Origin of the sequence: Chitinivorax sp. B (assembly GCF_005503445.1) — a bacterium.
GTDB lineage: Bacteria > Pseudomonadota > Gammaproteobacteria > Burkholderiales > SCOH01 > Chitinivorax.
In genome coordinates this window covers 15405-29160 of record NZ_SCOH01000001.1, presented here as the reverse complement: position 1 = coordinate 29160, position 13756 = coordinate 15405, and the positions used below count along the sequence as shown (strand labels likewise).

General features: G+C 54.6%; 15 protein-coding genes. 11 read left to right on the top strand and 4 right to left on the bottom strand.

Translation table 11 applies throughout. The features are described from left to right. Window positions 1-36 precede the first annotated feature (36 nt). From FFS57_RS00135 to nth, 7 genes are all read left to right on the top strand, one after another. Window positions 37-528 (top strand): hypothetical protein, encoded by a 492-nt coding sequence (locus tag FFS57_RS00135; protein WP_137935722.1) that lies wholly within the window; start codon window positions 37-39, stop codon window positions 526-528. Between the two features lie 57 nt (window positions 529-585). Continuing rightward, entirely contained in the window at window positions 586-1545 is a 960-nt protein-coding gene (locus FFS57_RS00130; protein WP_249383820.1) for an RnfABCDGE type electron transport complex subunit D, read from the top strand. Continuing rightward, complete coding sequence (locus tag FFS57_RS00125; RefSeq protein WP_137935721.1) at window positions 1542-2189, top strand: RnfABCDGE type electron transport complex subunit G; 648 nt, start codon at window positions 1542-1544, stop codon at window positions 2187-2189. The genes FFS57_RS00130 and FFS57_RS00125 overlap by 4 nt, the downstream gene beginning before the upstream one ends. Window positions 2190-3220: 1031 nt before the next feature. Then, complete coding sequence (locus tag FFS57_RS00120; RefSeq protein ID WP_137935720.1) at window positions 3221-4009, top strand: transporter substrate-binding domain-containing protein; 789 nt, start codon at window positions 3221-3223, stop codon at window positions 4007-4009. 90 nt (window positions 4010-4099) lie between these two features. Further along, on the top strand, window positions 4100-4786 hold the full coding sequence (locus tag FFS57_RS00115) for an alpha/beta fold hydrolase (protein ID WP_137935719.1): 687 nt from the start codon (window positions 4100-4102) through the stop codon (window positions 4784-4786). Then, window positions 4783-5478, top strand: coding sequence for an electron transport complex subunit E (locus FFS57_RS00110; protein ID WP_137935718.1), 696 nt, complete (start codon window positions 4783-4785; stop codon window positions 5476-5478). The genes FFS57_RS00115 and FFS57_RS00110 overlap by 4 nt, the downstream gene beginning before the upstream one ends. Window positions 5479-5504: 26 nt before the next feature. Then, window positions 5505-6137, top strand: coding sequence for an endonuclease III (gene nth, locus FFS57_RS00105; RefSeq protein WP_137935717.1), 633 nt, complete (start codon window positions 5505-5507; stop codon window positions 6135-6137). Between the two features lie 40 nt (window positions 6138-6177). Here the strand turns inward: nth and FFS57_RS00100 are convergent, their stop codons facing one another. Both FFS57_RS00100 and FFS57_RS00095 read right to left on the bottom strand, forming a co-directional pair. Beyond that, window positions 6178-6756, bottom strand: coding sequence for an NAD(P)H-dependent oxidoreductase (locus FFS57_RS00100; protein ID WP_137935716.1), 579 nt, complete (start codon window positions 6754-6756; stop codon window positions 6178-6180). A 57-nt stretch (window positions 6757-6813) separates the two neighbouring features. Then, window positions 6814-7221, bottom strand: coding sequence for a MerR family transcriptional regulator (locus FFS57_RS00095; protein ID WP_137935715.1), 408 nt, complete (start codon window positions 7219-7221; stop codon window positions 6814-6816). A 309-nt stretch (window positions 7222-7530) separates the two neighbouring features. Between FFS57_RS00095 and FFS57_RS00090 the strand changes: the two genes are divergently transcribed. From FFS57_RS00090 to FFS57_RS00080, 3 genes are all read left to right on the top strand, one after another. Continuing rightward, window positions 7531-9411, top strand: a complete 1881-nt coding sequence (locus tag FFS57_RS00090; RefSeq protein ID WP_137935714.1) for a LodA/GoxA family CTQ-dependent oxidase — start codon at window positions 7531-7533, stop codon at window positions 9409-9411. Between the two features lie 3 nt (window positions 9412-9414). Beyond that, the gene (locus FFS57_RS00085; RefSeq protein WP_137935713.1) at window positions 9415-10551 is read left to right on the top strand and encodes a tryptophan 7-halogenase; all 1137 of its coding nucleotides are present in this window, start codon (window positions 9415-9417) and stop codon (window positions 10549-10551) included. A gap of 196 nt (window positions 10552-10747) precedes the next feature. Next, complete coding sequence (locus FFS57_RS00080; protein ID WP_137935712.1) at window positions 10748-11254, top strand: GNAT family N-acetyltransferase; 507 nt, start codon at window positions 10748-10750, stop codon at window positions 11252-11254. Between the two features lie 114 nt (window positions 11255-11368). On the opposite strand, the gene FFS57_RS00075 is transcribed toward FFS57_RS00080, so the two are convergent. Both FFS57_RS00075 and rimO read right to left on the bottom strand, forming a co-directional pair. Next, window positions 11369-11686 carry a DUF190 domain-containing protein gene (locus FFS57_RS00075; RefSeq protein WP_137935711.1) on the bottom strand — a complete coding sequence of 106 codons (318 nt, stop codon included), beginning with the start codon at window positions 11684-11686 and terminating at the stop codon, window positions 11369-11371. A 110-nt stretch (window positions 11687-11796) separates the two neighbouring features. Continuing rightward, window positions 11797-13113, bottom strand: coding sequence for a 30S ribosomal protein S12 methylthiotransferase RimO (gene rimO / locus FFS57_RS00070; protein ID WP_137935710.1), 1317 nt, complete (start codon window positions 13111-13113; stop codon window positions 11797-11799). Between the two features lie 362 nt (window positions 13114-13475). Here rimO and FFS57_RS00065 point away from each other — a divergent pair, with 362 nt between their 5' ends. Continuing rightward, window positions 13476-13745, top strand: coding sequence for a hypothetical protein (locus FFS57_RS00065; RefSeq protein WP_137935709.1), 270 nt, complete (start codon window positions 13476-13478; stop codon window positions 13743-13745). The last annotated feature ends 11 nt before the right edge of the window (window positions 13746-13756 follow it).

Here is a 13756-nt window from a genome sequence, read left to right as displayed (position 1 = left end):
CAGATCTGATTCGAGTGACAACTTTGTGAGTGCGTCATGTCTTATATTCAAGTTCAGCAACCTATACATCTACATCCCCGTCGTCGCACAGCCTGGTGGCAAACTGGTCTCTGTCTGGTTGGTTTGAGTCTGGTCAATGTAGCTTATGCAGATGATCCTACCCAGTATGCGACAGCCGGGGTTTGGATGGGTGCGCCCCTGGGAGCCAGCCTGGAAGCAGGTGCCGCCATCCCGTTGAGCGATGCGGATACCGCGATCATCGGCGGCGCAGAGATCGGAACCGGCGGCCATAAATACATGGTCGGTATGCGACTGATCGCCAAGGGACATGGCGCAGTCTGGGGTTCGTTGCGCTATGCGCAATGGCACGCCAATGATCATGCCATCGGGCTCAAGGATAATGCCATCTATCGTGGTCTGGAAGCACAGTTCCTGATCTTCAAGGCCTCGCTGATGTTCCCTGATCGCACTGCCCGTCATCGCGGTGCAGATCCGATGATTGGGCTATCGATTGGTTTTGGTATCTAACGCTGTTTGATGATGATCTTTTTCTCTACACCATCGTGGTCCCCATTACAACGAATCATGTTCAAGGTGCTGCTGGCCCTAGTGCCTGGCATCACCGCCTATGTGCTAGCCTTCGGGCCGGCCATTCTGTTGCAGCTGGTCTGGGCCAGCGTCCTGGCCCTGGGCATGGAAGCCGCCATGCTGGTGCTGTGCCACCGGCCTGTCGTGCCCTTTCTGACCGATGGATCGGCCTTGTTGACGGCCTGGCTACTGGCCCTGAGCCTGCCGCCCACAGCGCCCTGGTGGCTGATGGCTGTTGGTATATTCTTTGCCATTGTCGTGGCCAAACATCTCTATGGTGGGCTGGGAAATAACCTGTTCAACCCGGCCATGGTCGGTTTTGCTGTCTGTATCGTATCCTTCCCAGCCCAGATATCACATTGGTTGGCACCGATTAGCCTACAGACCCAGCCAATCGCCTTCACCGATCTGGCCAGCCAGATATTCCATTCCACACCCTGGGATGCCATGACCAGCGCGACCCCGCTGAATAGTCTGAAAACACAGCTACATACCGGGACTCCGATCCATACCATCCGGCCCCAACCTGTTTTTCAACAGGCAGGCCTGCTTTGGATTACGCTGGGCTATCTGATCGGTGGACTGTGGCTATTGCAACAGCGGGTCATCAGTTGGCATGTACCCATCGCAACACTTGGTACCTTCACCTTGCTGGCTGCCGCCCTGTGGCTGGTAGATGGCAGTCACTTTGCCTCACCCTGGTTTCACTTGCAGTATGGTGCCATCGTATTAGGAGCATTTTTCGTGGCCACCGACCCCGTCAGCGGGCCAACCACGCTTTTGGGCAAATTGATCTTTGCCAGCCTGATTGGCTTGCTGGCCTATGTGATCCGCGTGTTTGGTGGTTATCCGGATGGTGTAGCATTCGCTGTCCTACTGATGAACTCGTGTGCACCACTGATCGACCACTACACACAACCCGCGGTGTTCGGGCACAAAGGTAAGGCCAGCTCATGACCCCTACCTTGCACCATGTACAACGTGCCAGCTTGGTCCTGCTGGTGTTTTCCTTACTGGCAGCCGGCATATTGGCCGGTACCTACCTGATCACCGCCCCACGCATTCAACAAGCAGAAAATGAAGCCAGACTGGATTTGGTGAAGCAGATTCTGCCTGATGACCTGTTCGACAATGACCTGCTCGCCACCGAACGCACGTTGCGAGCTGCGGATGCCCCGACACTGAACAACGTCGAGGACACGCCCTACTACCTGGCCACCGTCCAGGGCAAGCCGACCGCCATTATCCTGCAGGCTAACGCCCCGGATGGTTACGCTGGCACAATCACCTTGCTGATCGGAGTCCTGTCGGATGGCACTGTCAGTGGCGTACGTGCGCTCCACCACAAGGAGACCCCCGGCTTGGGCGATTACATTCAACTGGGCAAACCCTATACCAGCCAAGGGCAACGCAAGACCGACTGGGTCCGTCAACTGGATCGGCAACCGCCGCAAGCCGCACCGCAATGGGCTGTTAGCAAGGATGGCGGCCACTTTGACTACATGGCTGGCGCCACAATCAGCCCCCGCGCGGTTCTGAAGGCCGTTGCGACCACTCAGCAATTTGTGCTGACACATCGGGATCGCTTGTTCAATCCATGAAGCCGGCACTGCGACAACGCGTCCAACTGGCCAGGGTTGTGCGCGACCGAATGCCAAGAAAAGGTGACCGCACACGCATACTGCAGCGATTGATCCAAAAGGGTATTGCCGATACTGTTCAATGCCCGTGTGTTTCCACCCCGCACCGCTGTTCGTGCCATCGAATCACGCCATCGAGCCGGTATTCGGCAGGTAGCAATGCTGGGAAGCCCGACCGCCATCTACCTACAGGGGATGTATGACGAGCTGGGCCAGCAGTGCCAAACGGCCTGAACGTGCTGCATGGCGATTCAAAAAAGCGGCTGACTGTGGACACCCGCGAAGCATGTGGATACATGCTCTGGATCGGTTCTGGGGCACGCCCTACTTTCCCCAAAACGCTGCCATCGGCCACCGTTATTTACGGCAGGCCATTGCTGCTGGCTTACCGGAAGCGTGAGATACGTTGGCGGATTATTTAGGCTCTGTTGACGTAGTTTCACGCACGCGTTGACCTGGTTTTGGGCATGAGCCTAAGAGCGAAGCTCGCCGCATAGTGATCTATGCAAGCGGTTTGCGACAACGGTGCATGCCCAAAGTCAGATCGGCGCGAGCTATGAAACTACGTCAACAGAGCCTACAACAGGGTTTATTGGGTTACACAATGGATCACGAACAAGCAGCATATTTTCGGCAACTTGCCAAGCGGCTCGAAAACCTGCCGCCGGCCAAAAGCCTTTGGCAACATTGGCACAAGCCGACCAGCCATACCATCACGCGACCCGTCAAACATCGTCACCAGTCTGACTAAGTGTTGTTTCAAAACAGCATTCCCATGACATTGGCAATCTGCAGCAATGCCAGTCCGATTTCCGATAACGATTGCAAATCCGTTGTCAACCACCCACTACGGATTTCACCAGTAGCGGAAATCCCTAACCCCGGCTATCGTGCGACCTCGCCCGAGTTTTCATAATCGGGTTTTGCGTCCTATACCGTTACTATCTTCTTGAAAGATCGGTAAGAGTACGCCCTTATAAGGACTGTGAACCATGAAATACAACTCGCTCGTTTTCTCTGCACTTTTTCTGGCTGCAGGCGTGGTCCATGCCGATGCGCTGGATGACATCAAAAAGAAAGGTACGCTGCTGGTTGGCGTTTCTTATGAATCGCCCCCATTTGGCCAACTGGACCCGAAAAGCCGTACCGTGTCAGGTTATGACATCGATTTTGCCGATGGCATTGCCAAAAAACTGGGTGTGAAACTGGTCATCAAGCCAATTGCCTTGGCAGATCGTTTGTCTGTGCTGCAAAGCCAACAAGTCGATATGGTCGCTGCGACCTTTACCAAGAATGTAGAGCGGGAGCGTCAGGTAGATTTCAGTTTCGGTTACTTCATTACGGGTCAAAAGTTTGTAGTGAAGAAGGGTCGTGTATCCAATGTAGACCAGCTGACCCAAGCAACGATCGCTGCAGTGAAAGGCACCACCAGCGAGAAACAGCTACGTAAAGAGCTACCACACGCCAAGGTTGTCGTGGTCGACACCGAACCTGACATGTTCAAACTGTTGGGCGAAGGCAAAGTGGATGCCGTGACCAACGACGAGCCTAACCTGGCGGCGCTGTTGGCCAAGATGCCAGGCAAGGAACAGTATGAAATCGCCCCGGTTTCGATTTCATTCGACGCTTATGGCATTGCCGTTCGCAAAGGCGAAAAACGCCTGTTGAAGGAAATCAACGACGGCCTGATCGACATGGAAAAGAACGGCGAAGCCACCAAGATCTTCAATCGCTGGTTCAACACCATGCCAATCTACCGTACTTTCAAGATCATTCCTTGATCGTGGCGTAACCGAGGGCGTGTGCCGCCGGCACACGCCTTTGACGTTCCCGTGCAAACCGACACGGCACCCTGCTGAATCCGACCAATCATGCAATCAACCTCATTGCAGTCTTTCAGCCTCTCCTTTCACAACCACCTGTTACACGCCGACCGTCTCGGCCAACATAACCCGCTACTGATGTTGCATGGTGCAGGTCAAGCATCACGCCAGCAATTTCTAGCCTTGCGATATGCCTTGCTGAAACAGGGACGAGCCAGTGTAGCGGCAGATTTGATTGGCCACGGTGAGACGGGTGGCCTGATACAGCACAGCAGTCTGTCGTTGCGTACCCAACAGACTCAAGCCGTCATTCAAGCTACAGACCTGGCCGGCCCATTGTCGTTACTGGGCTCTAGCATGGGGGCTTACAATGCAATCCGGCTCAGTACACTTTATCCGACCGTTCAACTGATACTTTGCGTGCCTGGCATCTATATACCTGCAGCATATGCTGTGCCATTTGGTCCGGCATTTTCTGCCATCATCCGCCAGCCTGATAGTTGGCAACACTCCGATGCCTGGGAAATTCTGTCTGGCTTTACAGGGCGGTTATTGATTGTAGCGGCAGAGCAGGATGCAGTGATTCCCGCCGCTATAGTCGAACGACTCTATACATCCGCCAACCGAGCCCGCGAGCGGGAACTGGTCTGGTTACCCACAAACCACGCCATTTGGCCCTGGCTGGATCAACACCCTGCGCACTTGGCTGCGCTGTGCGATAAAATCGGGGCATGAACGAGAAAACCCTATCAGATATCTGCCAAGATGCGTTGTGGCACCAAAACCCCGGTCTCATACAACTGCTCGGCTTATGTCCGTTATTGGCCGTCAGCAACACATTGGTCAACGGCACCAGTCTTGGTCTGGCCACCACCTTAGCCATGGCCGCATCAAGCACCGCCGTCAGCACCATCCGGCATTGGGTGCCAAGTGAAGTCCGCATCCCGGTCTTCGTGCTGATCATCGCTGCCTTGGTGACCGTGATCCAGTTGATGATGCAGGCTTGGCTACCCGGCTTGTATTCCATACTGGGCCTGTTCGTTGCCTTGATCACTACCAACTGCATTGTATTGGCCCGTGCGGAGGCCTTCGCCGCCAAGCATCGTGTGCTGCCGTCATTGGTGGATGGCTTCATGATGGGAATTGGCCTGACTGCCGTACTTGCCACCTTGGGAAGTTTGCGTGAACTGGTTGGCCAAGGCACCTTGCTTGCCGGGATTGATTTGATTGTCGGCCCTGAGTTTGGCAAAGCATGGGTGATTCATGTCCTACCGGTTGATTACCCTGGCTTTCTGTTGGCGTTGTTGCCCCCAGGTGCCTTCATGGGCCTGGGTTTATTGATAGCTGGACGTAATGCATGGCTAGCACACACGGCACGTCGCCATTCAGATCACCCGGCCCAAACCACCACAGCCATCGCCTCCTGATCACTACTTCTCAATTGTTGGACCGTATGAACGCCGCCAAACGTCGCCAGATTTTCGAACGCCTGCGTGAGCAGAACCCGCATCCCACCACCGAGCTGGATTACACCACGCCTTTCGAGCTGCTCACTGCCGTGTTGCTATCGGCACAGGCAACCGATGTTGGGGTCAACAAGGCGACCCGCAAGCTATTCCCCGTTGCCAACACGCCTGCCACCATTCTGGCCCTGGGCCAGGAAACCCTTGAGCATTATATTGGTAGTATCGGCCTGTACCGCAGTAAGGCCAAAAATCTGCTGGCTACCTGTCGCATCCTGCTTGAACGGCACGGCGGCGAAGTCCCGCGTACGCGGGAAGACCTGGAAGCCTTGCCTGGCGTTGGCCGGAAAACCGCCAACGTGGTACTGAATACAGCGTTCGGCGAGCCAACCATCGCTGTCGATACCCATATCTTCCGTATCGCCAACCGTATTGGGCTCGCCCCAGGCAAGAATGTGGAAGAGGTAGAACAGAAGCTGTTGAAAGTCGTACCCGCTGAATTCAAGCAGGATGCGCATCACTGGCTGATCCTGCACGGGCGCTACGTGTGCAAGGCCCGTAAGCCCGAATGCGAGCGCTGTGTGATTCTGGATCTGTGCGAATACAAGAGCAAATCCGTCTGATCTGCCCTTGGTTCGGCATCGCCTGGAAGCAACCACCTCATCACACAGTCCTTGCCAGCTGCCCCACCTGTATTGACCACCCCTCGCGTTGTGACGGGGTGGAATTCAGTACTGGGCCAAACTGCAACGTTTTGACTGGTTGAATGCCGCAAAACGCCAGCGTTGTCTTCTCCATTTGATACACCCCGGGCATGCGGTAAATCCAGCGGAAGTACCAAGGTGGTGTATCCAATGTCACAATCAGGTGAGCCGTGCGACCTGACAATAACTTGTCCGGCCAGAGCTTGCCGGGCTGATATTTGAATGCGAACCCAGGCAGAAAAACCCGGTCAAGAAAACCTTTCAATATAGCCGGCACGCTCCCCCACCAGATTGGATACACCCACACCAGATGCTCGGCCCATTCAATGGCTGCTTGCGCATCCAGTAAATCCGGCTCCAGCGCTTGAATTTGCTGATACCCTTCGTGCAGATTCGGATCAAACTGCATTTCGCCCAACCGCAAGATCTTGACCTGATGGCCAGCAGCGCGGGCCGCTTCAACATAGGTACCAGCCAATGCACTGCAAAAGCTGCTTGATGAAGGGTGCCCCAACAGCACCAATATACGTTTTGACATCTTGTTTCCCGATCCTGAAAGACCAGGTCAGGATAAAGTCTGCCCTTGATGGCAGAGTCAAGCTTGTCGATTGTCGATAACCCAATTGGCCATGTCACAGGGTGATTGATATTCGCTATCGGTCAGGCATTCATACATTGCCTGACGGACTTCACCCAAATGCCGGTCCAGCGTTTGTAACCGGGCAATTTCCTGGCGGAGCATGGATTGCTTCGAGTCAATCTGGGTCAACAGGCCATACCAGTCAGGTTCGTCGAGGCTCCCGTCCAATACCAGATTCAGCTCCGCCAGCCGAAACCCCAGTGTCTGCGCCTGTTTGATCAATTTGATCCAGACGACATCCCGATCTGTATAGCGACGATACTTACCAGCCCGTGGCACCTGCCCCAGCAGGCCCAGTGTTTCATAGTGCCGGATTGCCTTGACCGATGCACCTGTCCGGCGTGAGACTTCACCGATGTACATGCAAGCTCCTGTTCGTGTCGTTATTGATGACGCATACCAGTGTCATCACGCTGTTAATTTCCTGTTGGCACACTTACAAAAAAACATACGTTTTCTCATTAGTAAAACATCATCCATCCGGATTTGATGAATTAGCCCGCATACCGCACAGCCATAGGAACACGTACCGTCCATGCATGATATTTGGCATGGAATCCCGACACGGCCGGTTGAAACCGGCAGTTTTTTCATCTGGATTAATATGCGTCCATGGTCAATAGTGCAATCCATGCTGTGTGCCAATCAACTGTCATGGAAAGAGGGGTACTCATGTCTGCTGCTCAAGTCCTACCCAGTGATACCACCATCGTCAAGGCCGGCATCTATCCGGCTATCGGCATCGCCCGTGTGGGCAACAGCTTGGAAGATTTTTATATTGGGCCCGAAGTACCAGAACCCCACCCCCAGCCTCAAGGTTTTTATCGCGATGCCAGCGGTGCCATCAAGCGCGAAGCAGCGCGGTTCCGCGTTTATGGTTTCAACATGGCCGGTGAAGTGGTCACAGAGCTGACCGCCGACAATGCCGAAATCGAATGGGCCGTAACGCTGGCCAACGAAAAGGCTGCCTGGTACCAATTCCAGATTGCATTAGATATCCCTGAAGCAGCCACAGCCCCGCCCTCCTTCCTACGTAACATGGCAGTGTCGGATCGTCGTCTGCTCAGTATCCAACCGGGTGAACGTACCATCACCGGACGCGACAAACATGGCCAGGCTTACGCTTTCAACACCGGTCAATTCATGGGCAAGTCAGTGTACTTAGGTGAACTTCGCACCGATAGCCAGGGCAGGCTGGTAGTGCTGGGTGGGCACGGAAAATCGGCATCCTGGAATGGTGCACAAGCCATCACCTTTGCCAATAACGAAGGTTGGTATGACGATGTGGGTGATGGCCCGGTCAAGGCTACCGTCCGCTATCAGGGCCAGGATCTGCCCGTGGACCCAGCTTGGGTCGTTGTTGCCCCACCCAACTATGCGCCACAGCAAAAGTCGGTACGGACAATGTGGGACCTGATGCGCGATCTGTTCGCTACTGAAGAAAAACTGCCCGTTCCAGCCAAACCATCCTTCCAGAACGACATCCGCCCCATTTTTGAACGGATGTCACGTTTACAATGGGTCAATGCAGGCTTTGCCGCCGCCTTCGGGCATGGTGGGAGTACGCCGTTCAGTCAGACGACTTGGATGAGCAAACTCGCCAATCCATCAGATAGCTTGAAGGAATGGCGTCAGACGCTGTTCAATCAGTTCCGGCAGTTCAAACGCGATGCCTGGGCGCCATCCCCTTGGCCATGGCTGTATGGCGATGCAATGAGTATTCCGCCGGCAGATACTCCGCTACAGAACGCCGCCCTGAGCAATCTGCAGTTACTGTTCCTGAAGCAATGGGCGGCGGGTGACTTCATCGCCGATTACGACCCCAAAGCCGTGCCACCGCAAAAAATAGAAGAGGTACCGCTAGCTCAGCAGCCAGATACGTTAATCCAATCCGCTATGGAATTCTGCCTGGCGGATGCATTTCACCCTGGGTGTGAAATGACCTGGCCCATGCGACAAGCCACGCTGTATATGGCGCCATTCAGGATAGCCCATGTCCCACCCGGCTGGGTCGAGCCCAATTACGGCGGGGTACTGACACCTGACAATATTGCCAGCCCATGCGGGCCACAAGCACCCGGCGGCATCACCCGCTGGATGGCCGTACCTTGGCAGACCGATACAGCCAGTTGCCGTTCGGGTTATCAAAAATCCTACGACCCATATGTACCTACCTTCTGGCCTGCCCGTGTACCCAATCAGGTGATGACGCAACAGGCATACGACACAGTGATGAATGAATCGCTCCCAGTTGACGAGCGCCTGCAGGCATTTGCCACACGTGCCAGTTGGATCAGGCCACTGGGCAATATCAGCTATCAGGAGCAGATCAACAATATGATCCGCGATATGGCGCAGATGGGGATTGTGGAAGTCCGCGACGGGCCGCGTGATGGTGCGGGGTTTCCCACCACACTAGAGGTGGAGCAACTCCCGCCACCCAGCGGCGAAGCCCGCTTGTTGGCTGCTGCGATCCCGGTGCCGGAGGAGTTTGAGGACGTTGATCTCACCGCCACGGATAAAGCACGTCATCTCAGCTGGCGGCGAGGTTAGATCATGCTCAAAACCGATGTCCTGATTCTTGGGGCTGGGCCTGCGGGCGCAACGGCAGCGCTCAATCTCGCCACCCGTCATCAAGTCCTGATGATTGATCGGCTAGCCATCCCCACCCCTCGCATAGGCGAATCGCTCCCTCCGGCCGCCAAGCGTCTGCTAACCGATATGGGACTGTGGGACGATTTCCTGAAACAAGGTCATGCACCATGCCACGGCAACCGGTCGATATGGAATGGCATGGCCGCCGAGCAGGATTTCCTGCGGGACCCGAATGGACATGGCTGGCATCTCGAACGGGCACAATTCGAAATTTGGCTTCGCCACCACGCACTAGCCCGGGGGGCAGCCTTATTGACTACCAGCACCGTTACATCCGTCTCGGCAACACCAGGGGGCTGGCAACTGATGTTGAATACGGCAGCGGGTCCTTGTCGGCTACAAGCCAGCGTACTGATCGATGCCACAGGCCGGTCAGCCAACCTGGCACGCAAGCTTGGTGCACGTCAACAACGACAAGACAAGCTGATCTGCGGCTGGCTGTATGGCCGTGATCAGGCGCGCCTGGGTGACGGACTATCCATCATCGAATCGACGGTGGATGGCTGGTGGTATAGCGCTGCGCTGCCAGGTCAACGACGTGTACTGGCCTTTCATACTGACAGTGACCTGCCCACAGCCCGTTCGTTGCGTAATACCGGCTGGTTGAACCGCACCGCGCGCAAGCAGGACATTTTGGGGGAACTGCTATCGGCCTGTGCATTCACCTCAGGAGATGAAGTCAATCTCACCGCAGCGCATTCTGCCATGCTCAACCCTGGTGCTGGTGCACGCTGGTTTGCAGTGGGTGATGCTGCGTTAAGCTTTGATCCCCTTTCATCACAGGGCCTGTTCAACGCCCTTTATACCGGCTTGGCTGCTGCTGAAGCCTGTGACCGAACCCTGCAAGGCGACCTCAGCGCACCGGACGATTATCGACGTGAACTATCCAACATTGCCACTGCCTATCAACGGCATCTGGATTTCTGGTATGGCGAGGAGCAACGCTGGGCGGGATCAGCGTTCTGGCAGCGCCGGCAAAAGCGTTACACTCAAGCGCTGGTCACCCCAGTGCAGGATCGCAGCATGCTGGCACATTAGTCAAAACGGCCACCTATTGGTTTTAAGGTGGCCACTTCGGATCAATCATCAACTCCGCTATCCAGTCAACATATACCAGCTTGAATCGGTCACACTGTAGTAGCGAGATGTTGGCGGGAATTGGCATTCAAGGCTTGACGCCAGTACCAATTGCACAAACCATTGTATCAATCAGCATTCATGTCAAATCAACACCATGAAACAGGCCCATACCCACCAAGATAACCTGCCGTTCTGCCAGATCACGACCCACGAGGACATCCCCGAATCCGAAGCACTACACATTGATGCCGGCTTGGGGGCTGCCAATTCGGCCGCCGCACCACTTCACGAAGTTCGCCCATTGGCATGTTTTGCGCGCTCAACAACAGGCGAGGAGCAAGCAGTGGGCGGTGTGATCGGTCGTACTTGGGGGCAATGTGCCGAGCTGCAGCAACTATGGGTCGAGCCTGCTTTTCGTCAGAAAGGTATTGGTGCACAACTGATACGCACGTTCGAAGAGACTGCGTTGGCACGAGGGTGTACGTTGTGTTATCTGGAAACCTTCAGTTTTCAGGCGCCTGTGCTGTATCAATCCATGGGTTATGAAATCAAGCTTGAACTACAGGGCTTTGCACCTGGCATCGTCAAATATGTCATGACCCGGGATTTGACCGCCGCCCCCAAGCCGTACGCTTCCAATATGGGCAGCTATAACCCTTAACGCAATATCACATCACGTACCCCCCAATCCACCGGACATCGACGAACCAGGTCGCCACGTTTGCAGACGTCAAAACGCTGCGCGTTTGTGAGCGACAGATTTGATGTACAACCATCAATCCTCACCGATCACACCATATTCAATCGGAACCTTGATATAAAACACGTTGACCTGTTCATCCCTTAACCGCTGAAACAATCGCTGCGCCTCGCCCTCGCTCACCGCCATGGTCACCTCGACAGGTTGATCAGGTAACTCGAAAAAGTGAGCCGCATGTAGCCGGCCATGGCGACCAAACCCTTCGGCGGCCAAAATCAACGTTGCACCACCCACACCCAGCTGTCGGGCGGTTTGTACCAGCCACTCACCCAATGGCTGCCCACTGTGCCGATGGTCCTGTTGTGTGAAAAAAGTCAGTTGATAGCCTTCCACCTCATGTCTCCCTATCAGACTACTTTGACTATAGGGCACAGTACCCAAAGAAAAACCCGGATGCTGCATTTGCAGCGATCCGGGTTTTGGTTAGGGTGACCAGCTACCGATCAGGCCAACTCACCCCACAGATCATGCTCGTCCGAATGCGTGATGGTGACATTGACGATGTCACCCACCTTCACCTTGATATCCGGATCGTTCAGATAAACCAAGCCATCGATTTCCGGCGCATCCGCCTGACTGCGGCCCACGGCACCTTCTTCGTCCACTTCGTCGATCAACACCGGCATGGTACGGCCCACTTTACGGGCCAATCGCTCAGTAGAAATCCGGGCCTGCAATTCCATGAAGCGTCCCTTGCGATCTTCGGCTACGTCTTCCGGCACATGATCCGGCAAATCGTTTGCTGTCGCACCTTCCACCGGGGAATAGGTGAAACAGCCAACACGATCCAGCTGCGCTTCTTCGATAAAGGCCAGCAATTCCTGGAAGTCCTCTTCCGTCTCGCCAGGGAAGCCAACGATAAACGTACTGCGGATGGTCAGGTCCGGACAGATCTCGCGCCATTGTTTGATGCGCGCCAACACATTACCCGCGTTGGCTGGCCGCTTCATGGCTTTCAGAACGCGCTGGCTGGCGTGTTGGAACGGGATATCCAGATAAGGCAGTATCTTGCCCTCGGCCATCAGCGGAATCACTTCGTCCACATGCGGGTACGGATAAACATAGTGCAAGCGCACCCAGATGCCCATCTCACCCAATGCCTGACACAGTTCGGTCATGCGTGTCTTGACCGGACGGCCATTATGGAAGCCAGTCTTGTACTTCACATCCACGCCATACGCAGAGGTATCCTGCGAAATGACCAACAGCTCCTTCACCCCCGCCTTGGCCAGGTTCTCCGCTTCTCGCAGCACATCATGTACCGGCCGGCTGACCAGATCACCGCGCATCGATGGAATGATGCAGAAGGTGCAACGATGATTACAGCCTTCGGAAATCTTCAGGTAGGCATAATGCGTGGGTGTCAGCTTCACCCCTTGCGGCGGCACCAGATCGACAAATGGATCATGCGGTTTCGGCAAATGGGTATGAACATGTTGCAACACTTCCGTGGTCGCATGGGGGCCTGTGATTGCCAGTACCTTGGGGTGCGTTTTCTGGACGATATCGCCTTTGGCGCCCAAACAGCCGGTCACAATCACTTTGCCATTTTCGGCCAACGCTTCGCCAATCGCATCCAGCGATTCCTGCACCGCTGAATCGATGAACCCACAGGTATTGACCACCACCAAGTCGGCATCGTTATAACTACCCGAAATTTCGTAGCCCTCGGCACGCAGCTGGGTCAGAATCTGTTCGGAATCGACCAAGGCTTTCGGACAGCCCAATGAAACGAAACCGATACTATGTGGCTTATTCATGCTTGAAATTCTATTTTGCAAAAACCTTAAGTATACAGCGACTTACAGTTTTCTGACGCAAAAATAATCGGAATCGACATCTACTTTTCGCAAATATCGATTCGAAACAATAATCTGCCGATAACTCACCCCGTCTCCAAACAGGCTACATGACTTCGTGCAATCGTCTTTTATACAAGTAAGCACCGCTCCAAATATCCGGATACCCGCAGCCCAATGGTCACTTATTTTCCTGACAAGTTAGCATCATGATTAAAATCGCTACCGCCGATCCCGGCTGGGCATCTGCCCTAATTCAACTTGCCTGATCCGGACAACCGCTTTAACGTGCCCTAATCCCTTCATGCACACCATGCCAATCCATGAATAATGCCAATATCACCCGCTTGATCGACCTGTTGGTCAACATGGCCATGTACAACGACAAGGGCTTTCAATGGACCGGTCACCGAACTGCACAGATTCAGGAAATGCGCCAAGGTTTTCGCCAATCGATTGATCAATTCATTGAGGAAGTGAGGCCAGAACATATCCCTGAACCCATCTTGGCCTTACTGCGTTCGCCAGACATTCTGGAAGATGGTCATGGGGCAATCCTCAGCCAGATATCCCAGTTGCTTAAGCCCGTGTAATGGTTGCGCGG